The organism is Corynebacterium jeikeium, from assembly GCF_028609885.1.
In the GTDB taxonomy this organism is placed as follows: Bacteria; Actinomycetota; Actinomycetes; order Mycobacteriales; family Mycobacteriaceae; genus Corynebacterium; species Corynebacterium jeikeium.
This window is the reverse complement of record NZ_CP063195.1, coordinates 972,566-998,114: the sequence shown is the minus strand read 5'-3', so window position 1 is coordinate 998,114 and position 25,549 is coordinate 972,566. Positions and strand designations below refer to the sequence as shown.

The 25,549-nt window shown below is 61.6% G+C and carries 22 protein-coding genes and 1 tRNA gene; 15 read left to right on the top strand and 8 right to left on the bottom strand.

Going from position 1 to position 25,549, the window contains the following annotated elements:
* Nucleotides 1–6: 6 nt before the first annotated feature.
* Nucleotides 7–2,154, bottom strand: coding sequence for an excinuclease ABC subunit UvrB (gene uvrB, locus CJEIK_RS04375; protein WP_035009035.1), 2,148 nt, complete (start codon nucleotides 2,152–2,154; stop codon nucleotides 7–9).
* 85 nt (nucleotides 2,155–2,239) lie between these two features.
* On the opposite strand from uvrB, the gene CJEIK_RS04370 reads away from it, so the two are divergent.
* On the top strand, nucleotides 2,240–3,184 hold the full coding sequence (locus CJEIK_RS04370; protein ID WP_005295756.1) for a YdcF family protein: 945 nt from the start codon (nucleotides 2,240–2,242) through the stop codon (nucleotides 3,182–3,184).
* A 4-nt stretch (nucleotides 3,185–3,188) separates the two neighbouring features.
* Here CJEIK_RS04370 and coaE read toward each other — a convergent pair whose 3' ends face one another.
* Both coaE and CJEIK_RS04360 read right to left on the bottom strand, forming a co-directional pair.
* Complete coding sequence (gene coaE / locus CJEIK_RS04365) at nucleotides 3,189–3,773, bottom strand: dephospho-CoA kinase (protein WP_005295758.1); 585 nt, start codon at nucleotides 3,771–3,773, stop codon at nucleotides 3,189–3,191.
* Nucleotides 3,774–3,789: 16 nt separating this feature from the next.
* Nucleotides 3,790–4,146, bottom strand: coding sequence for a hypothetical protein (locus CJEIK_RS04360; protein ID WP_034965145.1), 357 nt, complete (start codon nucleotides 4,144–4,146; stop codon nucleotides 3,790–3,792).
* 61 nt (nucleotides 4,147–4,207) lie between these two features.
* Here CJEIK_RS04360 and CJEIK_RS04355 point away from each other — a divergent pair, with 61 nt between their 5' ends.
* Nucleotides 4,208–5,464, top strand: a complete 1,257-nt coding sequence (locus CJEIK_RS04355; protein WP_005295760.1) for a DUF4185 domain-containing protein — start codon at nucleotides 4,208–4,210, stop codon at nucleotides 5,462–5,464.
* Between the two features lie 70 nt (nucleotides 5,465–5,534).
* Here CJEIK_RS04355 and CJEIK_RS04350 read toward each other — a convergent pair whose 3' ends face one another.
* On the bottom strand, nucleotides 5,535–6,851 hold the full coding sequence (locus CJEIK_RS04350) for an acetyl-CoA C-acetyltransferase (RefSeq protein WP_005295762.1): 1,317 nt from the start codon (nucleotides 6,849–6,851) through the stop codon (nucleotides 5,535–5,537).
* Nucleotides 6,852–7,051: 200 nt separating this feature from the next.
* Here CJEIK_RS04350 and CJEIK_RS04345 point away from each other — a divergent pair, with 200 nt between their 5' ends.
* Both CJEIK_RS04345 and CJEIK_RS04340 read left to right on the top strand, forming a co-directional pair.
* Entirely contained in the window at nucleotides 7,052–8,398 is a 1,347-nt protein-coding gene (locus tag CJEIK_RS04345) for a 3-oxoacyl-ACP reductase (RefSeq protein ID WP_005295764.1), read from the top strand.
* Between the two features lie 43 nt (nucleotides 8,399–8,441).
* Nucleotides 8,442–9,371 (top strand): MaoC family dehydratase, encoded by a 930-nt coding sequence (locus tag CJEIK_RS04340; protein ID WP_005295766.1) that lies wholly within the window; start codon nucleotides 8,442–8,444, stop codon nucleotides 9,369–9,371.
* A gap of 172 nt (nucleotides 9,372–9,543) precedes the next feature.
* On the opposite strand, the gene rpsA is transcribed toward CJEIK_RS04340, so the two are convergent.
* Nucleotides 9,544–11,010, bottom strand: a complete 1,467-nt coding sequence (gene rpsA / locus CJEIK_RS04335; RefSeq protein ID WP_005295768.1) for a 30S ribosomal protein S1 — start codon at nucleotides 11,008–11,010, stop codon at nucleotides 9,544–9,546.
* 262 nt (nucleotides 11,011–11,272) lie between these two features.
* Here rpsA and CJEIK_RS04330 point away from each other — a divergent pair, with 262 nt between their 5' ends.
* A complete protein-coding gene (locus tag CJEIK_RS04330; RefSeq protein ID WP_005295774.1) occupies nucleotides 11,273–12,169 on the top strand; it encodes a DUF368 domain-containing protein in 897 nt (298 codons plus the stop codon).
* Nucleotides 12,170–12,187: 18 nt separating this feature from the next.
* On the opposite strand, the gene polA is transcribed toward CJEIK_RS04330, so the two are convergent.
* Nucleotides 12,188–14,767: a DNA polymerase I gene (gene polA, locus CJEIK_RS04325; protein ID WP_005295776.1), complete on the bottom strand. Its 2,580-nt coding sequence runs from the start codon at nucleotides 14,765–14,767 to the stop codon at nucleotides 12,188–12,190.
* 75 nt (nucleotides 14,768–14,842) lie between these two features.
* Between polA and CJEIK_RS04320 the strand changes: the two genes are divergently transcribed.
* The 3 genes from CJEIK_RS04320 to CJEIK_RS04310 all read left to right on the top strand — a co-directional run bounded on the left by CJEIK_RS04320 (nucleotide 14,843) and on the right by CJEIK_RS04310 (nucleotide 16,043).
* Nucleotides 14,843–14,916, top strand: a tRNA-Leu gene (locus tag CJEIK_RS04320).
* A gap of 343 nt (nucleotides 14,917–15,259) precedes the next feature.
* Entirely contained in the window at nucleotides 15,260–15,529 is a 270-nt protein-coding gene (locus tag CJEIK_RS04315; RefSeq protein WP_005295780.1) for a hypothetical protein, read from the top strand.
* Between the two features lie 31 nt (nucleotides 15,530–15,560).
* Entirely contained in the window at nucleotides 15,561–16,043 is a 483-nt protein-coding gene (locus CJEIK_RS04310; RefSeq protein ID WP_034965149.1) for a hypothetical protein, read from the top strand.
* Between the two features lie 749 nt (nucleotides 16,044–16,792).
* Here the strand turns inward: CJEIK_RS04310 and CJEIK_RS04305 are convergent.
* Entirely contained in the window at nucleotides 16,793–17,818 is a 1,026-nt protein-coding gene (locus tag CJEIK_RS04305; protein ID WP_005295787.1) for a DUF349 domain-containing protein, read from the bottom strand.
* 231 nt (nucleotides 17,819–18,049) lie between these two features.
* Here CJEIK_RS04305 and CJEIK_RS04300 point away from each other — a divergent pair, with 231 nt between their 5' ends.
* The 7 genes from CJEIK_RS04300 (at nucleotide 18,050) to CJEIK_RS04270 (ending at nucleotide 25,088) form a co-directional block, all read left to right on the top strand.
* Nucleotides 18,050–18,925, top strand: a complete 876-nt coding sequence (locus CJEIK_RS04300; protein ID WP_005295790.1) for an ECF transporter S component — start codon at nucleotides 18,050–18,052, stop codon at nucleotides 18,923–18,925.
* A gap of 128 nt (nucleotides 18,926–19,053) precedes the next feature.
* Complete coding sequence (locus CJEIK_RS04295; RefSeq protein WP_005295792.1) at nucleotides 19,054–19,665, top strand: TetR/AcrR family transcriptional regulator; 612 nt, start codon at nucleotides 19,054–19,056, stop codon at nucleotides 19,663–19,665.
* A 68-nt stretch (nucleotides 19,666–19,733) separates the two neighbouring features.
* A complete protein-coding gene (locus CJEIK_RS04290) occupies nucleotides 19,734–21,158 on the top strand; it encodes a PepSY-associated TM helix domain-containing protein (protein ID WP_005295795.1) in 1,425 nt (474 codons plus the stop codon).
* 33 nt (nucleotides 21,159–21,191) lie between these two features.
* The gene (locus tag CJEIK_RS04285; RefSeq protein WP_005295798.1) at nucleotides 21,192–22,148 is read left to right on the top strand and encodes an ABC transporter substrate-binding protein; all 957 of its coding nucleotides are present in this window, start codon (nucleotides 21,192–21,194) and stop codon (nucleotides 22,146–22,148) included.
* Nucleotides 22,145–23,092: an amino acid ABC transporter permease gene (locus tag CJEIK_RS04280; protein WP_005295800.1), complete on the top strand. Its 948-nt coding sequence runs from the start codon at nucleotides 22,145–22,147 to the stop codon at nucleotides 23,090–23,092. The genes CJEIK_RS04285 and CJEIK_RS04280 overlap by 4 nt, the downstream gene beginning before the upstream one ends.
* Before the next feature lie 8 nt (nucleotides 23,093–23,100).
* On the top strand, nucleotides 23,101–23,874 hold the full coding sequence (locus CJEIK_RS04275) for an amino acid ABC transporter ATP-binding protein (protein ID WP_034965153.1): 774 nt from the start codon (nucleotides 23,101–23,103) through the stop codon (nucleotides 23,872–23,874).
* A gap of 92 nt (nucleotides 23,875–23,966) precedes the next feature.
* Complete coding sequence (locus CJEIK_RS04270; protein ID WP_005295805.1) at nucleotides 23,967–25,088, top strand: HNH endonuclease signature motif containing protein; 1,122 nt, start codon at nucleotides 23,967–23,969, stop codon at nucleotides 25,086–25,088.
* On the opposite strand, the gene CJEIK_RS04265 is transcribed toward CJEIK_RS04270, so the two are convergent.
* Nucleotides 25,069–25,458, bottom strand: a complete 390-nt coding sequence (locus tag CJEIK_RS04265) for a hypothetical protein (protein WP_005295808.1) — start codon at nucleotides 25,456–25,458, stop codon at nucleotides 25,069–25,071. The genes CJEIK_RS04270 and CJEIK_RS04265 overlap by 20 nt on opposite strands.
* Nucleotides 25,459–25,549 lie beyond the last annotated feature (91 nt).

Genomic DNA, 25,549 nt, shown 5'->3' with positions numbered 1-25,549 from the left:
CTAATATTACAACCCAGCTTCGATCATGCCCCGCAGTTCCTTTTTTAGGTCCGCGATTTCATCGCGGAGGCGGCCGGCAAGCTCGAACTTCAGCTCCTTCGCCGCGGACTTCATCTGCTCTGTCATCTCCTGGATCAGCTTCTCCAGCTGCGGGCGTGCCATGGGTTCGTCGCTGGAACCGCGCACCAACGCCCAGTCGGCCTCGGGCGATTCGCCCCGCCCGCCGGCACTGGACTCGGCGCCGGAGCCGCCTGCGGCGTCCACACCAGACTCCGCTTCGAGCTCAGCGACCTGGTCCAAGATATCGGCGATCTTCTTGCGCAAAGGCTGCGGGTCAATGCCGTGCTCTTCGTTGTAGGCGATCTGCTTGGCGCGGCGGCGCTCGGTCTCGTCGATGGCGTACTGCATCGAGTCAGTGACTTTGTCGGCGTACATGATGACCTCGCCGGAGACGTTACGGGCAGCGCGGCCGATGGTCTGGATCAGCGAGCGTTCGGAGCGCAGGAAGCCCTCCTTGTCTGCATCCAGGATAGCGACCAGCGAGACCTCCGGCAGGTCCAGGCCCTCGCGCAGCAGGTTGATGCCCACGAGCACGTCGAACTCGCCCAGGCGCAGCTGGCGGAGCAGCTCCACGCGCTTGAGGGTATCGATGTCAGAGTGCATGTAGCGGACCTTTACGCCGTGCTCCAGCAGGTAGTCGGTGAGGTCCTCGGCCATGCGCTTGGTCAGTGTGGTCACCAGCACGCGCTCGTTCTTCTCGGTGCGCTGGCGGATCTGCTCGATCAGGTCGTCGATCTGGCCTTCGGTCGGGCGCACTTCCACCTTCGGGTCCACCAGGCCGGTGGGTCGAATGACCTGCTCGACGTACTCGCCCTGGGCGGCGGCGATCTCGTAATCGCCGGGGGTGGCGGACATGTAGACGCACTGGCCCTTGCGGTCGTCGAACTCCTCCCACGTCAGCGGGCGGTTATCCAGCGCGCTGGGCAGGCGGAAGCCGTGTTCCACCAGGTTGCGCTTGCGGGACATGTCGCCTTCAAACATGCCGCCGATCTGCGGGACAGTCACGTGGGACTCGTCGATGATGGTGAGGAAGTCCTCGGGGAAGTAATCGATCAGTGTGGCGGGCGCGGAACCGGCAGCGCGGCCGTCGATGTGGCGGGAATAGTTCTCGATACCGCTGGTGAAGCCCACCTGCTGGATCATCTCCAGGTCATATTCGGTGCGCATGCGCAGGCGCTGGGCCTCCAGCAGCTTGCCGCGGTTCTCCAGCTCCTCCAGACGTTGCGCCAGCTCCTCCTTGATGGCCTGCATGGCCTTTTCCATGCGTTCCGGGCCGGCGACGTAGTGGGTCGCCGGGAAGATGCGCAGCTCGTCGACCTGGCGAATCACGTCGCCGGTCAGCGGATGGATGTAGTACAGCGCATCGATGTCATCGCCGAAGAACTCCACGCGCACCGCAAGCTCCTCGTAGGCCGGAATGATGTCCACCGTGTCGCCCTTCACGCGGAACGTGCCGCGGGTAAAGGCGACGTCATTGCGGGAGTATTGGATATCCACCAGCAGGCGCAGGAACCGATCGCGTTCGACCTCTTCGTCGACCTTCAAGACCACAGAGCGGTCCAGGTAAGACTGCGGGGTGCCGAGGCCGTAAATGCAGGAGACCGAGGACACAACCACCACGTCCCGGCGCGACAGTAGCGCGGAGGTCGCGGAGTGGCGCAGGCGCTCCACGTCCTCGTTGATGGACGAGTCTTTCTCGATGTACGTATCCGTCTGCGCGATATACGCCTCTGGTTGGTAGTAGTCGTAGTAGGAGACGAAGTACTCCACCGCGTTGTTCGGCAGCAGGCTGCGCAGCTCGTTGGCCAGCTGGGCGGCCAGCGTCTTATTCGGCGCCATCACCAGGGTGGGGCGCTGCTCCTTTTCGATCAGCCAGGCGGCCGTCGCGGACTTACCCGTACCGGTGGCGCCCATTAGCACCACGTCACGTTCGCCGCGGTCAAGGCGCTGGTGCAGCTCTTCGATCGCCTTCGGCTGGTCACCGGCGGGTTTGTAGTCGCTGATAACCTCGAACTTCGCATTCGAGCGTTCGACCTCCCCCACGGGGCGGAACTCGGAGTACGACAATTCGGGACGTTCTGCTGCAAAGGCCATGCGCACCAGTCTACTTACCGCACCGGACACCACCTGCCGTGCTGTCACCCAGCGCTTTTGCTGTGGCCGTTCTAAGGTTAATCACATGAAGCTCTTCTCCCGCGGTCGTGCCGCTATCGCCCCTGTCATCGCTCTTTCACTGTGGCTCACTCCTTCTGCCGTTGCCGCGCCAGCGCCGGCTGCGCCCGCCGTCCCGCCGATCATTGCCGGTTCTGCGCCGATCGGCCCCAACACCGTCGTTATTCCTGGCGAGCTGTTGCCGGTTGGTCCCACCGGTGCGCGTACTGCTCGCACTGTTGATGACGCCTACTCCGCGGCCGCCATCGCTGCCCAGTATCTGAACCAGGATCCGCGCCCGGCGTTGGACCGGCTCTCCCCCGCTCGGCGCACCGAGGTTAGCCACATTCTCAAAGTGCTGGAGGCTCCTGTGAAGGCTCCTGGCAAGGCCACCAATCCACGCGCAACCGTGGTGGTGCTGGGCAATGGACTGAACCCGGATGGCTCCGTGCACCCGAACCTGCAGCGCCGCTTGGAGGTTGCCCGCGATTATGCGCTGCGGCACCCGGCGAGCCCGATCATCACTTCCGGTGGCAAGACCGAGCACGGGCACGTGGAGGCCGAGTCGATGAAGAGGTGGCTGGTTCGCGCCGGAATCTCCCCGCAGCGCATTCACGTGGAGGGTAATTCCTGGTCCACCATCAGCAATGCGTGGCACAGCGCGAAAGTGTTCGGAAAGATGAACGAGCAGGCCAAAAACGCTCCCCATGGCAAGCCACTGCCGCGCGAGCTGGTGATTGCCACGACTGATAGCCACCTGCACCGTGGAGTGAGCGACTATCGCATTGCCTTCGGGCCGCGCACCACCGTCTACGGCCTGGCCTCCAAGTCCGATCCCGTGCAGCAGCGGAACCTGGCCAAGGAGCGCACCTCCCGCTACCGCGACGCGGTGGGGCTATTCATCTTCCCGGAGACGATTGTGGCCGATGGCCTGCCGCCGATCTTCGGCGCCGGCATCCCGCGTTTCTGGTAAGCCTCTAGAGCCCGTCCCAGAAGCCGTCGACCTGCTCGAGTAGCTGTTCCACGGTTCCGGAGTTATCCAGAACCGTGTCCGCCGCATTGAGGCGGGTCGCGCGGTCGATCTGGGCGGCAATTCGGCGGCGGGCGTCGTCCTCATCCAAACCCCGGTGTTGCACTAGCCGGTCGATGCGCAGCTCGTCGGGAGCATCCACCACCAGCACGTGGTCGACTTTGTCGACCTCACCGTTTTCGATGAGCAGCGGCATGTCGTAGACGAGCACCTGCGCGCCGGACTCCCTGCCCTCCTTAAACAGCTCTTCGGTACGGGCGCGGATGCGCGGGTGGGTGATCGCGTTCAGCTTCTCGGTAGCCTCCGGCGTGGCAAAGGCCTGCCGGGCCAGCTCCGCCCGGTTTAACGTGCCGTCGGGGTTCAGCACCCCGTCAAAGGCCTCCGCCAGCTCGGCCAATGCTGGCTGACCTGGTTCGACGATCTCGCGCGCCACCAGGTCGGCGTCAACAATAAAAGCACCGAGCTCCGCCAACCGCGAAGAGACGGTTGACTTGCCCGATCCGATTCCACCAGTCAGCCCAATTGTGATCATGAGGCCATGCTAGCGCCTAGAGCGAGCCGGCCAGAGTGTTTCCCGCCAGGCGGCACTGGTAGTAGCTGGCGGCGAGGTTGCCGAACTCCATGCGCAGGCCATTGGCCTTGTAGATGTCCTGCTCGGCGACTGCGTCGTCCCACTGCTTACGGACCTCTTCGATTTGCTGGTCCAGCTTCTGGCAGGCTTTCGGCACGCGCGAGGAACTGCCCAAGCTGCCCGACGCAGGCGCCTTGGGGGTCTCGACGGTCGGCAGCGGCTGGAGGGTTTCAGAGGCGGAATCAGCGTCCGCGGCGCCAGCGATGCCCGCGGCGCTGGACAGGGTAAGAACGGCAGCGACGGCGATGGAAGCAATGCGAGAGGAATTAGCCATAGCCGAGAATATAGCGGAGCTCGACAAGCGCCGCAGGACAGCGTATGCAAATATAACTTGCATGCATAAGATTTCCGCCTCTCGTCGCACCCTCGCCGCTACCCTGACCGCAGGTTCGATCCTGGCTACCGCCACTGCCGTGACCGCACTGTCCACGGGTCACGCCGCGGCGGATCCATGCTGGACGTACGCTCCCACCACCAGCGATGGGCTGGCCGCCAGCAGCAGCGGCTCGCTTGCAGGCAGCCTCGGACAGCCACAGTGGCTGACCGGCAAGCCGGAGGGCATGCCGAAAGTCACCGGTAATACCGAGGCGATGCACATGCTCACCGGCCGCTTCGGCCCCGACCGCACCGACAAGACGGGCCTGAGCTCCACCGACTTGGGCATTATGTGGGATTCCGGCGATGGGCGCGTGCTGGCGGCGTTCGGTGATTCCTTCCGTTGCGGTGCCGGCAACAACGGCTGGCACTCCAATGCTCTGTACGAGACCGACGATATGGATCCCTCCAATGGCATCCACATGGGTGGCCCTGCCACGGGGGCGAACTCCGCAGAATTCCTACCTGAATCTCTAAAGATCGACGGTGTGGAGAAGACAATCATCCCGACCGCAGGCATCGAGGTAAATGGTGCGCAGTACGTGGACTTCATGTCTGTGCGCGACTGGGGCAAGCCTGGACAGTGGCGCACGAACTACGCCGCGACGGCGAAGTCCACCGACGGCGGAAAGACGTTCTCCGTGGTGCCGGACTCCTACCGCACCAGCTCGGTGGCTTCTAAGGACAGCCGCCTGCCTGACTTGCCAGCACACAGCCGTGGCAACGACTACTTCCAGATGACCGCCTTCGCCAAGGCACCAGAGGGCGCAGCTGCAGGCGACGACGACTACGTGTACGTCTACGGCACCCCGTCGGGGCGCTCCGGCCAGGCGCGCTTGGCACGCATTAGCGAGGCGGAATTCCCTAACTTCAGCTCCGCGGAGTACTGGGACGGCAGTGGCTGGACCTCCCGCATGGACGCTGCAAAGCCGGTGCTCGACGGGCGAGTTTCCGAGCTATCAGTGCAGTACAACGAGCACCTCGGCAAGTGGTTGGCACTCTACGAATCCACTCAAGGAATGGTGCTGCGCCAGGCCGATAGCCCAGAAGGACCCTGGAGCAGCGCGAAAACGCTGATCTCCAGGGCCCAGGTGCCGGATATTTACGGCGGTTATATGTACCCGCATCAGACCGATGGGAACTTGTACTGGGTGGCCACCTCGTGGCACAGCTACAACGCGGTGGTGTACAAGACCGATCTGGCGAAGGTGTTCTAGCAACCGGCGGCGCGCAGCCGCTGGCCGCTAGAAGCTAGCGGCTAACTAGTAGCTAGCGGCTAGCGGCGCTTTAGCGCTCGACGATGGCGACGATGCCCTGACCACCTGCAGCGCAGATGGAAACCAGGGTGCGACCGCCACCGTTTTCCTCCAGCACCTTCGCTGCGGTGGCGATGATGCGGCCGCCGGTAGCGGCGAACGGGTGGCCGGCTGCCAGGGAGGAACCCTTGACGTTCAGCTTCGCGCGGTCGATGGCACCCAGGGCGCCATCCAGGCCTAGGCGCTCGCGGCAGTACTCGTCGGACTCCCAAGCCTTGAGGGTAGCGCAGGTCTGGGAGGCGAAGGCCTCGTGGATCTCGTAGAAGTCGAAGTCCTGCAGGGTGAGGTTGTTGCGCTTCAGCAGGCGAGCAACCGCGTAGGTCGGGGACATCAGCAGTCCGTCCGGGGTCATGCCATCGCGGCCGTTGATGAAGTCCACAGAGGCAACCTCGGAATCCACCAGGTATGCCTTGACCGGGATGTTGTGCTCTGCCGCCCACTCCTCGGAGGAGATCAGGACTGCGGAAGCACCGTCGGTCAGCGGGGTGGAGTTACCGGCGGTCATGGTGGCCTTGGTGCCGTGCTGCTCGGCATCCTTCTTGCCGAAGACCGGCTTCAGCTTGGCCAGCTTCTCCACGTTGGAGTCCGGGCGCAGGTTGGTATCGCGCTGCACGCCCAGGTACGGGGTGATGAGGTCCTCGAAGAAGCCCTCGTCGTATGCCTTGGCCAGCTTCTGGTGGGACTCGGCTGCCAGCTGGTCCTGCTCCTCGCGGGTCAGGCCGAACTCACGGGCGGTGATGGCCGCGTGGTCACCCATGGAAAGCCCGGTGCGGGGCTCACCGTTGTTCGGCTGCTCCGGGGCCAGCTGGGAGGGGCGGATCTGGCCGACCAGCTTCAGGCGGTCGGTAGTGGTCTTCGCGTTGTTCAGCTTGATCAGAGTCTTGCGCAGCTGATCGTTGACGGCCAGCGGTGCGTCGGAGGTGGTGTCCACGCCGCCGCCGATGCCGGACTCGATGCGGCCCAGGGCGATTGCGTCCGCAACCTGTACCAGGGCAGCCAGGCCGGTGCCGCAGGCCATCTGCAGGTCGAAGGCCGGGGTGGTGGAGGACAGTGCGGAGCCGAGGACGGTCTCGCGGGTCAGGTTGAAGTCGCGGGAGTGCTTCAGCACGGCGCCGGCGACGACCTGGCCCAGCTCCTCGCCCTGCAGGCCGTAGCGTGCGACCAGGCCATCGATGGCGGCGGTCAGCATGTCTTGGTTAGACGCGTTCGCGTACTCCTTGTTGGAACGGGCGAACGGGATGCGGTTGCCGCCGAGGATGGCGACCTTGCGGGGTGCTCCGTTAGTCATATTTTTGTGTCACTCCATCGAAGAATGTGAATTGAAAGAACGTTTTCCTACACGGTGTGCTCGATCACACCGTATGGTTATACATGAGAACATACATTGTCTCGGCAACGCGCGTGTGCGTATCGCCAACAAGACTTGTATATTTCGCGCCGACTTGCCACCCACTGTGGCCAATTTATAGATATGAGGAGTTAAAGCTAGTGCCTGAAAACCAGGATGCATACCTGAAGTTCATCAACTCGGACCTCGGCAAGAAGATCTCCAAGCAGGCTGGCCTGCCGGTACCGACGAAGCTGCGTCGTTACAAGGAGGGCGAGCCCGCACTGGACGGCCGTGTTCTGCTGGGCGGTTCCGGTCGCCTGGTCGGCCGCATCGAGGAGCTGCTCGCCGACGACTACAAGGTCTCTACTTCCGCTGGCGATAACAAGTACGCCGGTCTGGTTTTTGACGCCACCGGCATCACCAAGCCGGAAGACCTCCGTCAGCTGTATGACTTCTTCCACCCGGTCATGCGCCAGCTGCAGCCCTGCGCCCGCCTGCTGGTCATCGGCACCACCCCGGAGCTGATCGACAACGCTGACGAGCGCATCGCCCAGCGTGCCCTGGAGGGCTTCACCCGCTCCGTCGGTAAGGAGCTGCTGCGCGGCGCCACCGTCCAGCTGGTGTACACCGCCCCGGACGCTTCCGCCGACCTCGCTGGCCTGGAGTCCACCCTGCGCTTCGTCCTGTCCGCCAAGTCGGCCTTCGTGGACGCTCAGGTTATTCGTGTTGACGCCCAGTCCGCGACCGCCCCGGCCAACTGGGACAAGCCTTCCGAGGGCAAGATCGCCGTGGTCACCGGCGCTGCCCGCGGCATTGGCGCCACCATCGCAGAGGTGCTGGCTCGCGACGGTGCGAAGGTCATCTGCGTGGATGTTCCGCAGGCTGGCGAGGGCCTGGCAGAGACCGCCAACAAGGTTGGCGGCACTGCCCTGCCGCTGGACGTCACCGCTGCCGACGCCGCGGAGAAGCTGAAGGAGCACGCAGAGGCTCGCCACGGCGGCCCGATCGACATCATCGTCCACAACGCTGGTATTACCCGCGATAAGCTGCTGGCCAACATGGACGAGGGCCGTTGGGATTCCGTCATCGCCGTCAACCTGGCTGCACCGGTGCGCATCACCGAGAAGCTGCTGGATAACGGCGGCCTGGCCGACAACGGTCGCGTTATCGGCGTGGCTTCCATCGCCGGTATCGCCGGTAACCGTGGCCAGACCAACTACGGCGCTACCAAGGCCGGTGTGATCGGCTTCGTGGATTCCTTCTCCGAGAAGCTGGCTGACCGTGGCATCACCGTCAACGCTGTGGCTCCGGGCTTCATCGAGACCCAGATGACCGCCGCCATCCCGTTCGGCACCCGCGTCGGTGGCCGTCTGCTGTCCTCCCTGCAGCAGGGTGGCGAGACCGTGGACGTCGCCGAGACCATCGCCTACTTCGCCGCTCCGGCTTCCCAGGCTGTCACCGGCAACGTTGTTCGCGTGTGTGGCCAGGCAATGCTGGGCGCCTAAGACGAACCCGTCAAGCGAACTGTAGAGAAAGGAGCCACGACCAGTGGTTGACTACAAGAAGCTGGATTCCATCCCAGTGCTGATGGACGAGTACCGCAACGCCGTCAAGGATGTTGTTCCGGGCGTGGGTAGCCCCCGCAGTGCCAAGGACAATCCGAAGACTGCGTTCAAGGTTGAGGGCGTCAAGATCAAGGTGCCGGAGCTGGCTGCCTACAACGCGGCAACGGGCCTGCGGCTGCGCAACGAGCTGCCGATCACGTACCCGTACGTGCTGAGCTTCCCGATCGTCATGAAGATCCTGACTGCATCGGACTCCCCCGTTAATGCCGTGGGCCTGGTGCACCTGACCAACCGCATCGAACAGACCCGCGACCTGACCGTGGACGATGTGCTGGACATCCGCGTGCACGCGGAGAACCTGCGTCCGCACACCAAGGGTGTGCTGCTGGATGTCGTCACCGTCGTCTCCGTCGACGGCGAGGACGTGTGGAAGCAGACCAGTGGCTTCCTGTCTAAGGGTGCGAAGCTTTCCAGCTCCTCGCCTTACAAGGACAAGCAGCCGACCGACGGCCGCATTCTGGAGCCGGTTGAGTTCGATGAGTACGACGCGACCCCGTCCGCGAAGTTCCGCGTCACCCCGGCGGACATCCAGGAGTACGCGCAGGCTTCGGGTGATAAGAACCCGATCCACGTCTCCAGCGTTGGCGCGAAGGCATTCGGCTTCCCGGCCGTCATTGCGCACGGCATGTGGTCCGCTGCCACGATGCTGCGCGGCCTGGAGGGCTTGCTGCCTTCCGCTGCACGTTTCAGCGTGGAGTTCGCCAAGCCCGTTACGCTGCCGACCACCGTGGCATTCTTCGCCGAGGCTGCGGGCGACAAAGCCTACCCGCGCCCCAGCGAGTGGGACTTGCAGCTGCGCAAGGCTTCTAAGCTAAAGACCCTGCACGCTGTGGGCAAGGTCGAGGCGCTGTAAAGCACGCCTAGCGCTACACGCCTAGATCAAGGGCGCGCAACCGGAGAGCAACCGGGAGCGCGCCCTTTCTTTGTGTCCGCTCCAAAAAACAGAATCAACCCCCGGCCTCCCAGCAAAGGGAAGTCGGGGGTTAGTCGCTTAAAGCTCTACCGAACTAGCGGTGTCGAGTGATTTACTCGCCGCCGGCCAGCTTCTCGCGCAGAGCAGCCAGCTGCTCGTCGGAAGCCAGGGTGCCAGCGTCCTGAGCCGGTGCCTCGGAGGAAGCCGGTGCGGACTCGGTCTGAGTCTCGGAGGAGTAGCCACCCTCGCCGTTTGCAGCGGCCTCGGCAGCTGCGGCGCGGTTGCGCTCGATCTGGGCGGTGTGCAGGCGGTGGCGACGCTCGGACTCTGCGTAGCGCTCCTCCCATGCCTGACGCTGCTCGTCGTAGCCCTCGAGCCACTCGTTCGTCTCCGGGTCGAAGCCCTCCGGGAAGATGTAGTTGCCCTGCTCGTCGTAGGAGTCAGCCATGCCGTACTTGGACGGGTCGAACTCCTCGGTGTAGTCCTCATCAGCCTGCTTCAGGGACAGGGAGATGCGGCGACGCTCCAGGTCGATGTCGATGACCTTGACCATTGCGTCCTGGCCAACGCCAACAACCTGATCCGGAACCTCGACGTGGCGCTCGGCCAGCTCGGAGATGTGAACCAGGCCCTCGATGCCCTCCTCGACGCGGACGAATGCGCCGAACGGAACCAGCTTGGTGACCTTGCCCGGCACGATCTGGCCGATGGCGTGGGTGCGTGCGAATACGCGCCACGGGTCCTCCTGGGTTGCCTTCAGGGACAGGGACACGCGCTCGCGGTCCAGATCCACATCCAGAACCTCGACGGTGACCTCGTCGCCGACGGCGACAACCTCGGACGGGTGGTCGATGTGCTTCCAGGACAGCTGGGAGACGTGAACCAGGCCGTCGACACCGCCGAGATCGACGAATGCGCCGAAGTTGACGATGGAGGAGACAACGCCCTTGCGGACCTGGCCCTTCTGCAGCTGGTGCAGGAACTCGGAGCGAACCTCGGACTGGGTCTGCTCGAGCCATGCGCGGCGGGACAGCACAACGTTGTTGCGGTGCTTGTCCAGCTCGATGATCTTGGCCTCGATCTCCTGGCCGATGTAGGGCTGCAGGTCGCGGACGCGACGCATCTCCACCAGGGAGGCGGGCAGGAAGCCGCGCAGGCCGATGTCCAGGATCAGGCCGCCCTTGACGACCTCGATGACGGTACCGGTGACCGGCTCCTCGTTCTTCTTGAGCTCCTCGATCGTGCCCCAAGCGCGCTCGTACTGTGCACGCTTCTTGGACAGGATCAGGCGGCCTTCCTTGTCTTCCTTGGTGAGAACCAGAGCGTCGATCTCGTCGCCGACCTCAACAACCTCACCCGGGTCAACGTCGTGCTTGATCGACAGCTCGCGGGAAGGGATGACACCCTCCGTCTTGTATCCGATGTCCAGCAGGACCTCGTCGTGATCGACCTTGACGACGGTGCCCTCGACAATGTCACCATCGTTGAAGTACTTGATGGTGGAGTCGACGGCAGCGAGGAAATCCTCAGCAGAGCCAATGTCGTTAATGGCTACCTGAGGGACGTTGTTGGTGGGCATATGTTGAATGTCTTTCGAAACGAATAGAAATAGAAGATGGACAGTTACTCTAGTTCTGCAAACCCTTCTTTTTGACGCCACCACCAGCGTCAATTACCTGGCGGTTAGCCTCTAGGAGCTCCACGTGGGGGCGTCCCAAAGAATCAAAAAGAGAGCGCACAACGCGCATAACGCTACACGACCACAGTGAACAGCGCAAACATGGACTTTCGGCCGCGAGTTGAAGCTGGGTTGTCCAAGACGTGCAGTACGATTGGGCGCGATGAAGATACTGCAAATACTAGTAAATATGGTCCGTGGCGGGTTGATTGGCATGGCCGAGCTCGTCCCGGGCGTTTCCGGCGGCACGATCGCGTTGGTTACCGGCGTGTACGAGCGCGTCCTGCACCAGGCGAACCTGTTCCTGGATGCCACGAAAAAACTGCCGAAAGATCGCAAGGCCGCGTTTGCCCAGTACAAGACACTGGACTGGTTGCTGTTGCTGCCGATGGTAGTTGGTATGGCGGCCGTGGTGCTCTCGCTGGCAGGTGTGATGGAAAGCTTCGTGACGGACAAGCCGGTGCACTCGCGCGCACTGTTCTTCGGCATGGTGCTGCTCTCCCTGGCCGTGCCGATTGGCATGACGGATAAGGAGGACGCGCGCCGGCGGCTGCCGATGGCGATCCTCGGCTTGGTTGTGGCGGCAGTGGCCACGTTCTTCCTGACGGGCGTTACCAGTGCCCCACAATCCGACCCGAACCTGCTGTGGGTTTTCGTGGCCGCGGCGATTGCAGTGTGTGCGCTGGTGCTGCCGGGTGTTTCGGGTTCCTTCTTCCTGCTGGCCGTGGGCCTGTACTCCGCGACGATGGCGGCGGTGGACGATAGGAACCTGGTCTACCTGGGCGTGTTCTTCCTGGGCGCTATCACCGGCATCGTGTGCTTCGTACGCCTGCTGGAGTACCTGCTGAACAACCACCGCACCATCACGCTGTTCGTGATGACGGGCCTGATGCTGGGCTCCCTGCGTGCGCTGTGGCCGTGGCAGGACGGGGATGCGAACCTGCAGGCGCCGGGCGAGCACCTGGGCGCCGCCATCGGCCTGTTCCTGCTGGGCGCGGTGATCGTCGTGGCGATGCTGGCGGCCGAGAAGGCCTCGAACGCGAAGGCCAACGCTAGCTAACCCGGCTGGCGCGCGCGACTAATGCGCTGCCAGGTCCCAGCTATCGCCCGTGCCGGCGGAGACATCCAGCGGTACGCGCAGCTGGGCGGCGGCATCCATTTCCCGCTCGACTAGCTCGGTGATCTGCTCCAGCTCGCCGGGCGCGACCTCCACCACGAGTTCATCGTGGACCTGCAGCAGCACGCGGGAAGCCAGCTGCTGGCGCGTGATCTCCCGATCCACGCGCAGCATGGCCAACTTGATGATGTCCGCAGCCGTGCCCTGGATCGGGGCATTCAGGGCGGCGCGTTCGGCATTCTCCCTGGCCACACGGTTAGAGGAGTTCAGCTCCGGCAGGTAACGGCGGCGGCCGTAGAGAGTCTCCGTGTAGCCAGTCTCCTTGGCGACCTCCACCACGTGGTCGAGGTAGCGCTTCACTCCACCGAAGCGCTCAAAGTAGTTATCCATGATCCTCTTCGCCTCCCCCGCGCTGATCTTCAGCTGCTGTGAAAGCCCGAAGGCGGACAGGCCGTAGACCAGGCCATAGCTCAGCGCCTTCACCCGGCGGCGCAGTTCCGGGGTGACCTCATCGACCGGCACATCGAACACGCGCGAGCCGACGTAGTTGTGTAGGTCCTCGCCGCTGGCGTAGGCCTCGATCAGGCCCGCATCCTCCGACAGGTGCGCCATCACGCGCATCTCGATCTGGGAGTAGTCGGCGGTCAGCAGCGTTTCGTAGCCCTCCCCGACCGTGAATGCGGCGCGGATCTTGCGGCCGGCGTCGGTGCGCACGGGGATGTTCTGCAGGTTCGGGTCGGAGGAAGACAGGCGGCCTGTCGCCGCGCCCTTCTGGTTGAAGGTGGTGTGGATGCGCCCGTCGTCGCCCACGGCCTCGATAAGTCCGTCAATGGTGGACTTCATCTTCTGGTACTCGCGGTGGGCCATGAGGTGGCCCAGGAACGGGTGGTTGGACTGGGCGGCCAGCTTCTCCAGTTCTGCGGCAGCGGTGGAATACCCGGTCTTGGTCTTCTTCGTCTTCGGCAGGTCGAAGGTCTCGAACAGGACCTTCTGCAGCTGCTTCGGGGAGGAAAGGTTGAGCTCCGGCTCCCCCGCCAGTTCGCGGGCGGCGGCGATCTCCTCGTTAAGGCGCGCGCCATAGTCATCGGAGAGCTCCTGGAGCGCTGCGTCGTCCACAGCAATGCCCGCGTGCTCCATGGCCGCCAGGATCAGGGCCAGCGGGACTTCCAGGTCGAAGTACAGCTCAGCCTGGCCGGCAGCCTCGATCTCTGGGGTGAGGGCCCTCACCAGTTCGGCGACGGCCTGGGCGCGCTCGGGGCCGGTGGCGTTTTCCGACAGTTCGTGGCCCACGTGGCGCTGCACTACGTCCGCCAGGCCGAGGGTGCGCACGTCGGGGCGCAGCAGATACGCCGCCAGGGACGTGTCGTGCTCCACGCCGTCAAGCTTTAGACCTTGATCCTGCAGTGTGTGATACGTCTGCTTGGAGTCGTGCAGCCACTTCGTGGCCTGAGGGTTGGCCAGCCACTCCGCCAGCACCTTCTCGTCCTTCGGGTCCACGTCGGCGAGGTCCTGAACGATGGCGACGTTGTCGCGGTCCAGCAGGGTCAGCTGCTCGCCATTCACGTCTACCACCGTGCCGCGGGTGCGCTTCTTCAGCCACGCACCTAGCTTCCCCGGCTTCAGCTCCTCCACCGTGACGGGGATAGCTGCACTATCGGCGAACTCCACGCCCATGATCTTGAATGCCCTATTGCGCAGCCCCGTGCCAAACTGCAGCTCCTCGAACATGCCGAGCGCCTCGTTGGGGTCGATGTCGCGGGGGCTGAGGGCGTCCAAATCATCAACGAGCTTAAGATCCCGCACCATTTCCGTAATGTCGCGCGCGAGCACCACATTGTCGATGTTTTCGCGCAGGTTGGCGCCGACCTTCCCGCCGATGTCATCCATGTTGTCGATCACGCCCTGCAGGCTGCCGTACTTGGCGATCCACTTCTGCGCGGTCTTCGGGCCCACCCCGGGCACGCCGGGCATGTTGTCGGAGGTATCGCCGCGCAGCGCCGCGAGGTCCGGGTACTGGGTGGGGGTCACGCCGTACTTCTCTTCGACGGCCTGTGGGGTGAAACGATGCAGTTCAGAAACACCCTTGAGCGTGTACAGCACCGTCACATCCTCGGTGACCAGCTGCAGCGAATCCCGGTCGCCGGTGCAGATCAACACGTCCATGCCGTCCTTCGCACCCGCGGTGGCTAGGGTCGCGATGATGTCGTCGGCCTCGTAGGACTCTTTGTCTAGGGTCGTGACGCCCAACGCTTCGAGTGTGCGACGAATCAGCTCGATCTGGCCCTTGAACTCCTCGGGCGTGCTCGGGCGCTGCGCCTTGTACTCCGGGAAGGATTCCTCGCGGAACGTGGGGCCGGACAGGTCAAACGCGGCGGCCACGTGGGTGGGCTGTTCCTTATCCATAAGGGTGAGGAACATGCCAAGAAAGCCATACACCGCGTTGGTGTGCTGGCCACCGACGGTGGAGAAATTGGCTGCGGGCAGGGCGTAGAAGGCGCGGAACGCCAACGAATGCCCGTCGAGGAGAAGGAGTTTAGCCATGCGATCAACTTTAACGGAGTGCGGTTTTGGTTGGCTGAATGGCCGTGACGTATTATGCTCCGGTAAGCACTTAACGCCCCAGTAGCCCAATTGGCAGAGGCAACGGATTCAAAACCCGTCCAGTGTGAGTTCGAGTCTCACCTGGGGCACGATTTCACCCCCGCCCCCCGACCGGCGTAAATGCTGGTCAGGCGGGGTTTTGCTTTAGTTAAAAGAGGGAGCGTTTTCCGCTCGACGCGTGGCAGGGCTCAAACCCGCTTTCTTGGATGCAGACTGAATGGGGGATAGTCGGTGCCAGTGCGCGGCATTGGGAGGCGCAGCGACACTCCCCTTTTGTTCGCATTCTGCTGGTTGGCGTTCCTCGAAGATTTCCAGCACAGATTGATGAATGTTTCCAACAAGCATATGGAAGCAAACCCACTAGATTGAGCTAGCCGCAAGACATAGAAACTAAGGTGCTTTTAAGATTCACGTCATGATATTATTATCTGCATGGATCTGCACCCCCTTTCGCAGATTAAGTCGGCTCAAACGCAGCCGTCGATTTCTGCTTTAGATGTCCAACGAGTCCGTCGTCAACGCCGACTTGCAAAGACGGAAGAAGAGTACGGCGCCGTACGCGCTCAGATGCGGGACCTAGCTGGCGAGCTTCGCTCTACCCCAGTGCGAGATACCAAGCTGATGAGAATCGCAGGCATCATGATCATTTTTGTTGGGATTATTGCTGGTGCACTTATCTTCTACGGCGCTTACCAGCTGTAACCAGGTTTTCCTTGCAAGTGGAGGTTATCTAGTGGCGCGCAACTCTTCCGAAGAAAATGACGGAAACTCTTCCAGCCTTGAAGACTTCTTCGTCATGGTCGGATTGACGATTCTCTTTTTTGGAATAGTTTGTTTTAAACCTACCGTTATAGTTTTGGCTGGCGTTGTAACTCTCGGGTCGATCACAGTCGGAGTCTTCTTCATACTCCGTTCCTATACGACCGGAGATAAAACGTTTCAAGCGATATCAAGCGAAATTGAGCTGATGAGCAATGATGCTTCGTTTGACATCTCTGAAGAACTTATTACCTGGGACAAGCTGAAATACACTAAGGGCATCGGCACGGGAATGGAAGGTCAGGATAGCGACATTGAAGACATTCATCGCAGACTTGTAATTGCCCGCGATGAGCTCGTCCAAGCAACTACCCCAATCCACCGCATTGAAGCAGTTCTCTCTGCAGACTCGGTTCTCTCAATTGCGCGAGAACTTCGTAAACCAGCGCAATCCTGATCTATTTCTATCGTCCCGCCCCAAGCTATTCGGTTGGAGAACCACGCGAGCGGGGGCACTACCTTTTGAAAGACCCGGAAATTTGAACCTTCGGAAATCGCTTGTAGCTACCCTCGCAATTCCTCTACTCAGCCTAGCCGCCTGCTCCAGCAACGAAGCCGCCCCCAGTTCAAGCAGCTCTTCCCCCACGGGCAGTTCATCGTCTGAGACTGCGAAAGAAACTACGACTATCCCGGCGAAGGAATCTACTCCAGCATCGGCTCCGCCAGTCGCAGCCAGTACGCCCACACCTCAACCAACCGCGGTAGAACCCTACGTCATTGAGTGCCTACCCGGCACCCCTGGGCCTTCCCGCATGTCGGACGGCACGGTCCGGAACACAGAGTATTGCGGCAACCAACCCGGAGCTGCCGAAATTCTTGAAGCGGAACGCAACGCAGGGCTCGACCCTTCCGAAATCCCCTATGCAAACGGTGGAACCTGCCCTGCTTACAAATGTGGATACGGAACCGCACCCGACGGAACCCCAAACCGGAGCAGCGGCGAAATCCAGTTCGAGTACGGCTGCCGTGAGGGCTACATCGATCCTCAACAGTGCGCGGCAACCGGATACTAGTAACCCACTGCGCTCTGCTAGGTCAGATCCTCACGAAACTCGTTGAAATGTAGGCGTCAATAAAACAGAGCACCACCCCCGACGTGCCGCGACCAGCGTAACTGTTGTTCAGGCGGGCGTTTTACTTAAGGCGCTACCTGCGGTTGCGCATGCTGGATAAGCGTCTATATAGCTTGTCCAGCTCCTCACGTTGGATCCGCTGCCACTGTTCCGCCTTCGCGATGCGCTCGTTCTGCTTCGACGGCAATAACCAGCTGCGCCCCTGAGAGCGCACTTTTTCATAGTGCGCATCTGCGTCCCGTACCGCCTGCTCTTTGTCCCTGATGGCCTGCTCAAGGTGCCTGATCGCATCCACATTGTCTTTCGGCCTCCATGCTGGGTCATCTTGAATGGCCGATCGAGTGCCTTTTCCACTCGCCCATTGCTCTTGGCCTTGTGCGAATTGCGCATCACGTCGTGAGTAGAAGCGATCTTTAGCAGACCAGAAGCGGCGATTTAACTCTTCACGGTCTTCTTTCTTAAGTGGTCCACGCTGATCTCTCCATATCTGCAATAACGATCGCATATCGTTGCTCATGCTTCGCGGATCGGGATGATCCGCTATGAATTCTGCTTGTTGCACCAAGCGCAGCCTGTCATTTTTGTTCAGCTCCATCTGGGTAGCTAGTTGCTCCCAGTGACGTTTCGAATTCTCATAGAACTCGTTACGAGCGGCGTAATACTGGTCATTCAGCAGTTGGTTTTCCTCCCGCCCAGCAAATCCAACTGACTTCCATTCCGAATGCAGCGTTTTAACCCTCTGCCCAGCTTCCCGGAAGTCCTCAACCCCGAGGAGCGGCTGCAGTTCAGAAATCATGCGCCTTTTCTGCGCGGCATTATCCCGTGCTTCAATGTTAAGGCGCTCATAGTACTGGTTCCGTCGGTCATAGAAAGTACTGCGCGCCTGGGAGAACTCATCCCATAAACGCTGGTTCTGGTCTTTACCCGCGAAACCTGCATTTTTAAATTCCGATCCCAGCTGCTTCATACGGGCTCCGGCCGATCGAAAGTCGTCACTATGAGCCAGTTGTTGAGCCTCTCTAACCAAGCGCTCCTTTAGACCCGCTGATTTTCGAAACTGCTCCTGTTTCGCCTGCCAGTCGTCATTCTTCCAGCTCATAGCTTAAAGACTAGCGAACCAAGAGCCACTACAGCTCGCCCTGCTAGGTCAGATCGCCATGCAACTCGTTGAAATGTAGGCGTCAATAAGAAAAGAACAGCACCCCCGACATGCCGCGACCATCACCAAACCCGTCGGGCAAAAGGGTTGTCCGTTAATATAAGTCGCGAAGAAATCACGCAGCCCTTTCTTAAGGGGGTGCTAAGACAATTTCGTGACGCGAGGAGAACCATGACGGACGAGAACTTCGGTTCCAACAACCCGGCCGCCAACGGCAACAACGGTGCACCGCAGCAGCCGCAGGGCCAGGACTGGAACCAGAACCCCTACGGCCAGCAGAACCCGGCACCGCAGCAGCAAGGCCAGAACGCCTATGGTGCTCCGCAGCAGGGTGCACAGAACGGCTACGGCCAGAACAACTTCCAGAACCAGAATCAGCAGAACGGCCAGGGCGCGCAGTTCGACATCAAGAAGTACCTGGACTTCTCCAACAAGTCCGTTCTGTGGCTGGTCTGCGCCGCAGGTGCTGCTCTGATCAGCTTCATCGGCAGCTTCATGCCATGGGGCAAGGTCTCAGTTCCCTTCTACGGCACCATCACAGTCTCCGGCACCGACGGTGACGGCATTCTCACCATGTTCCTGTCCCTGATCATCATCGGCGGAATCGCAGCCTACCTGTTCGTAGAGCAGCTGACCCAGAAGTGGTGGCGCGCCATTCCGGTGATCGCCATCGGCGCCATCATGCTGCTTATCTCCATCATCGACTGGGCTAGCATCGGCTCTAAGGCCGGTGATTTTGACAAGGACGTTGTAAACGTAAGCGTCGGCGCAGGCCTGATCCTGATCCTGCTGGCTTCCCTCGCCATCATCGCCTTCGGCGTGCTCGCACTGCTGAACGACCGCAAGAACAACCCGCAAGCTCCGAAGCAGGCCTTCGCCCAGCAGGGTTACGGCCAGCAGAACTTTGGTCAGCAGGGCTACGGCCAGCAGCCGCAGAACAACTTTGGCCAGAACAACTACGGTCAGAACAACTTCGGCCAGCAGCCGAACCAGGGCTGGCAGGGCAACGCCCCGCAGGACCCGCAGAACCCCCAGAACCCGCAGTAGTCTAAACGGCTAGAGTGGCACCATCGTCGCCCCTGTTCTTTAACTGTTAAAGAGCAGGGGCTTTTGCTTTAATCTTTTCGGGGGCACCTGTTAGCAACAAAAATTAAAAATGAACTAATGTTCACTGCATGTCCACCCCGCTTCCCTCGGAGGGAAAACGCCCTCACCGCAAGACCGGCCCGAAGCCAACCTTTGACCGCGAAGACGTCATCAACCAGGCTCTCGCGATCGGTCTTGATAAGTTCACCATGTCTGAGGTCGCCAAGGGACTAGGAGTGGCCACGTCTGCGCTGTACCGAATCTACAGCCGCGACACACTTCTGATTGCCTGCATCGAGCACATCACCGAAGCCACATCACTTGCCACTGAAGGCGATTGGAAGGAACTACTCCGGGACTACGCCTATTACCTAGCGCGGATGTGCGCCACCTACCCGGGGCTCGCACAAGCTCTACTGAGCTACCCCAACAGCCTTTTCGCCTTCCGGGATAGCGTCACAAACGTTCTTGGAAGACTTAATGACGCCGGCTTCAACCGCGGACAGGCGCTGTTCGCCATCGACGTCATCACGAACTTCGTGTTCAGCTCCGGGCCTTTCAGGCACTCCTTTGAGCTCTTCGCGATGACGGATTCACTGCCTGCAGACCGGGAGGACGACGAGGAGATCACGCTGCGGATCCTTGACCAGAAGCTGGATTTCGTGATCCAAGCACTGGAGACGAACCGGCCCTCCTACTAGACCCCCCGAGCGCTACCCCGCTCGTCGCTATTGGGAACCGATTCCGCCAAGCATGCGACTAATGGAGCATGTCTCGCAGAATTATTCGCAGAGTCCACACTCTCGCTGGACTCTTTATCGCACCCCTCATCCTCGTAGCCGCCTTCTCCGGCTTCTTCTACGCCCTCGCCCCCACCATCGAAACGTGGGTCTACAAGTCTGAGCTGACTGCCACTTCCAGCAGCCCCGCGCAGCCAGTAGCCAAACAAATCGAAGCAGCAAAGCGGATCCACCCCGACCTTGACGTCGCTAAGGTGCAGATCCCAGACGAAGAGGGCAAGACCACCCGTGTGCTCTTCGCCGACCCAACCCTGCCCTCGGAAAGCTACACTCGAGCAGTTTTCGTCGATCCGGGTGATCTGCACATCACTGGAGAACTAACCCAGTACGGTAGCGCCGCCTCGCTTCCATTCCGCGCCTGGCTATCCGAAGGCCACCGCAACCTGTGGCTGGATGAGCCCGGCCGCATCTACTCCGAAACCGCCGCGACGTGGCTAGGCCCAATGGCCGTCACCGGCGTGGCCATGTGGTGGTTCATGCGCAAACAGAAAAACCAGCGCAAGCCCAAGAAAAAGTCCCGCCGCCAGGCTATGCAGCGCCACACCCTCATCGGACTGGTAGCCGCACCAGGACTGATCTTCCTGTGCATCTCCGGCCTGACCTGGTCCCACTTCGCCGGTGACAATATCGCAGCTGTCCGCGAAGAACTGAACTGGATGGCGCCCGAACCGAATACGAACATCAGCGGCGAACAGTCTGCGCAAGACGGCGGCTCTGGTCACGCGAGCCACGGCGAGCACGCAGGTCACGCGGGGCACGCAAGCCACAGCGGAAATGCAGAAATCGATCAGACACAGGCCGATACGGCCCTCCAGGTTGGCCGTAACGAGGGACTCACCGGCACGCTGCAGCTGGCTCCCCCGAGCGAAGCCGGCCAGGCCTGGACCGTCAGCGAACCCCGCCAGGCGTACAAGATGCACAACGATGCGATCACCGTAAACGGTGAAAACGGCGAGGTTATCGACCGTCTGCCGTTTGGCTCCTGGCCCATCGCAGCCCAACTAACCAGCTGGATCATCCAGCTACACATGGGAACCCTGTTCGGGCTGGTCAGCCAGATTGCACTGGCCCTGCTAGCTCTGGGCATCGGCGCTCTCGTGGTCTACGGATACATCATGTGGTGGCGCAGGCGCGGCGGCAAGAACAACGGCGCCCGCTTGGACCTCCGGGAACTCAACTGGAAGCACTGGACAGCGCTGGTGATCCTGCTCGGCGGATACAGCGTGATCGCTCCCCTCTTTGCTGTTAGTGGTGCCGTCCTGTTCGTCATTGCCCTAGCCCTCGACTTCCTCGGCAAAAACAAGACCGACAGGCCCAACGCAGAGGCTCAATGCACGCAAGACAACGGACTAGACGGCGAAAAGAAGGTTCCCGTGACTATCGAGAGCCATTAAAGAATATTCACATACTCCGATATAATCCACGGTATGAAACATAGCCACCCGCGCTCTCTGGCCCGTACCGTGGCCAAGGGCACCCTTGCGATCCTGCTTTCAGCATCGCTGGCGGGGTGTGTGACCAACGAAGAACTCGGCAATCCGGAAGGCTGGGAGGAAATCCTCCCGGCGAAGAACCCGCAGCTCGCCGCCCTAGTGCCCCCGGACGTCCAGGCCAAGGGAAAAATCACCGTCGGCACCAACCCGCCCTACGCACCCAACGAGTTTAAAGACTCCGACGGAAACATCATCGGCTTCGAAATGGACCTCATCCGCGCCGCCGGTGCCATGATGGGCCTTGACGTCGAAGTCAACCAAATGGACTTCAACCTAATCCTGCCGGCCATCAGCGCCGGATCCGTCGACGTCGGAGCCAGCGCCTTCACCGACACTGAAGACCGGCAGACGAGCTACGACTTCGTCGACTTCTACAGCGCCGGCATCTCCTGGGCCACCCAGCCAGGCAACGAGGAAAGCATCAACCCCGACAACGCCTGTGGCCTGAAGGTCGCCGTGCAGAAGGGCACCTACTCCGACACGGACGAGGTGCAGGGACGCTCCGATGAATGCGAAGCCCAGGGCAAGGAGCCGATTGAGAAGCTGGTCTACGAAAAGGCCGACGCCGCTGCCACCGCAACCATTCTGAAGAAGGCAGACGCCTACAGCTCCGACTCGCCAGTGATCGACTTCGCTATCGCACGCTCTGACGGCAAATTGGTGCGGGTTGGCGAACCTTTCGATACCGCCCCGTTCGGTATGGGCGTCAAAAAGAACAACCCGCTTGGAAAAGCCCTGGCCGCAACGATGCAGACCATGATGAACGACGGCACCTACGAGGCCATCCTCAAACAATGGGAACTCGAAGACGGAGGGCTAGACGCAGTGACGTTTAACCTCAAGCCCTACCAACTGCCGCACACGCTCGAACCGAAAGAAGGCACCAAGTGAGCAACCAAAACGCCTCCTCCGCAACGCAGCGTAGGCGCCCCACCGAGAACAAAGCGATCCCGCTTCGCCACCCCGGCCGCTGGATCGCGGCGGTAATCCTCGCAGCACTCGTGGTGTGGTTCATTATTTCCGCGGCCCGAAACGACGCTTACCACTGGGACACCTACTTCCAGTACCTGCTGGATACGCGCATCGTAAAGGCGGCGATGCACACCATCGCGCTGACGATTCTGGCGATGATCATCGGCGTGGTGATCGGTGCGATCGTCGCGGTTCTGCGCATGTCGCCGAACCCCGTGCTGCAGGGTGTGGCGTGGCTGTTCCTGTGGGTCTTCCGCGGCACGCCCGTGTACGTGCAGCTGGTGTTCTGGGGTCTGCTGAGCTCCCTGTACCAGTCCGTGAGCGTGGGCTTCGCCGAAATCGACCTGGAGCAAGTACTGCAGAATGCCTTCATCCTGGCCGTGCTGGGCCTCGGCCTGAACGAGGCCGCCTACATGGCCGAAATCGTCCGCGCCGGCATCCAGGCCGTGCCCGAAGGACAGTCCGAAGCTTCGAAGGCACTGGGCATGACCTGGGGGCAAAACATGCGCCGCACCGTGATGCCGCAGGCCATGCGCATCATCATCCCGCCGACGGGCAACGAGTTCATCTCGCTGCTGAAGACCACCTCGCTGGTCATTGCCGTGCCCTACACCGCCGAGCTTTACGGCCGCGCCACCGACATCTCTAACTCACTGTTCCAGCCCGTCCCGCTGCTACTCGTTGCCGCCACCTGGTACCTGGTGATCACCAGCATTCTGATGGTTGTGCAGTTCTACGTTGAGCGTTACTACTCTCGCGGATCGTCGCGCCAGCTCACGCAGCGCCAACTCGCCGCCCTTGCTGACGCCGAAGGCGTGCCCCCGCGCAATATCACCGTCGGGCCGAACGAAAAGAAGGACTAGTAACCACCATGTCTGAAACCAACGCACCGATGATTGCCATCAAGAACGTGTGGAAGCGCTACGGCCGACTCGACGTTCTGAAAGGCATCGACCTGGAAGTGCCCCGCGGCGGCGTGACCTGCCTGATCGGCCCCTCCGGCTCCGGTAAGTCCACCCTGCTGCGCTGCGTGAACCACCTGGAGAAGGTGACCTCCGGGCGGATCGAAGTGGACGGCGAGCTGATCGGCTACCGCGAGAAGAACGGAAACCTCTACGAGCTGACGCCGAAGCAAGCAGCGGCGCAGCGCGTGGACATTGGAATGGTGTTCCAGCACTTCAACCTGTTCACCCACCGCACCGTGCTGGAGAACATCATCGAGGCGCCCGTGCAGGTGCGCGGCGAAAACAAGAACGACGCCATCGAGCACGCACACAAGCTACTGGACCAGGTGGGGCTCGCCCACAAGGCCGACGCCTACCCGGTGCAGCTCTCCGGCGGACAGCAGCAGCGCGTGGCCATCGCCCGCGCACTGGCGATGAGGCCCAAGCTGATGCTCTTCGACGAGCCGACCTCCGCGCTGGACCCCGAGCTGGTCGGCGAAGTGCTGAACGTGATGCGCCACCTGGCTGACGACGGCATGACGATGCTGGTCGTGACCCACGAGATGGGATTCGCCCGCGAAGTCGCCGACGAGGTTGCCTTCATGGATGGCGGGGTGATCGTGGAGCACGGCCCGTCCGCGGAAGTCATTGGAAATCCGCAGCACGAACGCACCCAAGAGTTCCTATCGAGCCTGCTCTAGGGGTGAAAATGAGGGGGCGTCACTAAGAAGGGTAAGGGGTTGTCCGGGGCCGTGTGTAAGGTAAGCGGCGCTCGGACAAGAAGGGGGCAAAAATGGATGCCGACGAGATGCGGCGGATGTGCAACAGGGTCGACGCGGCGTATGCATACAGCGTGATCGACGACCCGACCGTGGCGCGGATACAAGCGCTGCGGAAGGCGGGGATGGCGGATGCGATAGTGTTCTCGCACGCGGCGCAGATACTCGCCGTGATGAACATGCTCGGGCTGGCGGCGCTGAAAGCCGGGGTGATCGGCGTGCGGCACCTCGAGCAAGTGTGGCGGGTGCGCAACGCCTACGCGACACAGCTGACGGAGCCCGACGAGGCAGGGCAGGCGATCATGGACATGGAACAGTTCAACCGCTACCTGGAGAAACACGCTGTGGACTGCATCAGCGCACGCGAGGAAGGGCCCACGGCGAAAGAACTGGGCGAATACCTGTGCGAAGTGATCGCGCGGGACTTCCCCACCCCATTCGCGGAAGGCGAGAAGGCTGCGGCGAAGGAACGGTCCGCAACTAAGGGGTCCGTGACGACGCTGGGCGGGACCGCCGAGCTTTCCCGGTGGACGCTGAACATGCCGAAAGACCAATCGCAGCGCATGTGGGAAGCAGTAACGAAGAAGGCGAAGGTGCTGGCCGGGGAGCTAGACTGCGACCTCGCACAAGCACGGATGGACGTGATCGCGGGGCTGATCAGCGGCGAAGAAACCAACACGGTAGTGCACGTGCACGTCTTTCGGTGGGAAGGCGGCCCAGGATTCATCCCGGGAGTCGGGGCGATCAGCACCGAACAGGCCGACATTTACGAAAGCTTCGCCAAGCGCGTGGACAGCGTGACTGTGCCGCCGGCCGTGGAGCAGTACACGCCAAGCCGAGAAATGAAAGAATTCCTCGTGGGTAGGGACGGAACCTGCCGCTTCCCCGGGTGCGAACACCCCGCGCCGATGTGCGACAAAGACCACATCGTGCCGTACAACCACTCGGACCCGTCGACGGGCGGAGCTACGGATGTGCGAAATATGCAGTGCTTATGTCGCGCCCACCACAACCTGAAAACTAACGGGCAGTGGAGAGCCAGCACTAGCGACGGCGGCTGGACGATCAAGTGGGTGAACCACCACGGAGAGCAGTTCACCACCCACGCGAGAGGAGTTATACCGAAGCCACAGTGACGTGCCAAGGCACGCGGGGCGCGCCAGGGTCGTCCTGGACCTGGCGCAGAAGCGGTTCGGCGGGTTCCTTCTCGCGAACGGTGAGGAGCTCGGCGAAGTGCATGGCTAGGCCGGAGACGGAGCCGATGTCGTAGCGGACAACCTCGACGGTGAGTTCGGCGCCGGTGGCGGGGTCGTTGCCCTCGTCGGGGCTCTCGCCGAAGAGCTCCACCCAGGTAGTGACCAGTTCGGGGTCTGCAGCTTGCCCGGACTGGAGATTCAGCGTGCCCTCGAATGCTTCACCAAGGGCGGAGATCATGGAGCGGAAATCCTGCTCGATGGCGGCCAGCTGCTCCTGGTTAGCCAGCAGCCTGAAAATAATCTTTGGCATTCCCCTAGTGTGGCAGCACGCAGCAGCGAACAGCAAGCACGGCGGCACATCAGCAGAGTACACGGCGGTGTGATCGACAAAACAGGAAACC

Coding starts and splice junctions, on each gene's coding strand:
- uvrB (WP_035009035.1), bottom strand. CDS start 2,154: ATGGCCTTTGCAGCAGAACGTCCCGAATTGTCGTACTCCGAGTTCCGC.
- CJEIK_RS04370 (WP_005295756.1), top strand. CDS start 2,240: ATGAAGCTCTTCTCCCGCGGTCGTGCCGCTATCGCCCCTGTCATCGCT.
- coaE (WP_005295758.1), bottom strand. CDS start 3,773: ATGATCACAATTGGGCTGACTGGTGGAATCGGATCGGGCAAGTCAACC.
- CJEIK_RS04360 (WP_034965145.1), bottom strand. CDS start 4,146: ATGGCTAATTCCTCTCGCATTGCTTCCATCGCCGTCGCTGCCGTTCTT.
- CJEIK_RS04355 (WP_005295760.1), top strand. CDS start 4,208: ATGCATAAGATTTCCGCCTCTCGTCGCACCCTCGCCGCTACCCTGACC.
- CJEIK_RS04350 (WP_005295762.1), bottom strand. CDS start 6,851: ATGACTAACGGAGCACCCCGCAAGGTCGCCATCCTCGGCGGCAACCGC.
- rpsA (WP_005295768.1), bottom strand. CDS start 11,010: ATGCCCACCAACAACGTCCCTCAGGTAGCCATTAACGACATTGGCTCT.
- CJEIK_RS04330 (WP_005295774.1), top strand. CDS start 11,273: ATGAAGATACTGCAAATACTAGTAAATATGGTCCGTGGCGGGTTGATT.
- polA (WP_005295776.1), bottom strand. CDS start 14,767: ATGGCTAAACTCCTTCTCCTCGACGGGCATTCGTTGGCGTTCCGCGCC.
- CJEIK_RS04315 (WP_005295780.1), top strand. CDS start 15,260: ATGGATCTGCACCCCCTTTCGCAGATTAAGTCGGCTCAAACGCAGCCG.
- CJEIK_RS04305 (WP_005295787.1), bottom strand. CDS start 17,818: ATGAGCTGGAAGAATGACGACTGGCAGGCGAAACAGGAGCAGTTTCGA.
- CJEIK_RS04300 (WP_005295790.1), top strand. CDS start 18,050: ATGACGGACGAGAACTTCGGTTCCAACAACCCGGCCGCCAACGGCAAC.
- CJEIK_RS04295 (WP_005295792.1), top strand. CDS start 19,054: ATGTCCACCCCGCTTCCCTCGGAGGGAAAACGCCCTCACCGCAAGACC.
- CJEIK_RS04290 (WP_005295795.1), top strand. CDS start 19,734: ATGTCTCGCAGAATTATTCGCAGAGTCCACACTCTCGCTGGACTCTTT.
- CJEIK_RS04285 (WP_005295798.1), top strand. CDS start 21,192: ATGAAACATAGCCACCCGCGCTCTCTGGCCCGTACCGTGGCCAAGGGC.
- CJEIK_RS04275 (WP_034965153.1), top strand. CDS start 23,101: ATGTCTGAAACCAACGCACCGATGATTGCCATCAAGAACGTGTGGAAG.
- CJEIK_RS04270 (WP_005295805.1), top strand. CDS start 23,967: ATGGATGCCGACGAGATGCGGCGGATGTGCAACAGGGTCGACGCGGCG.
- CJEIK_RS04265 (WP_005295808.1), bottom strand. CDS start 25,458: ATGCCAAAGATTATTTTCAGGCTGCTGGCTAACCAGGAGCAGCTGGCC.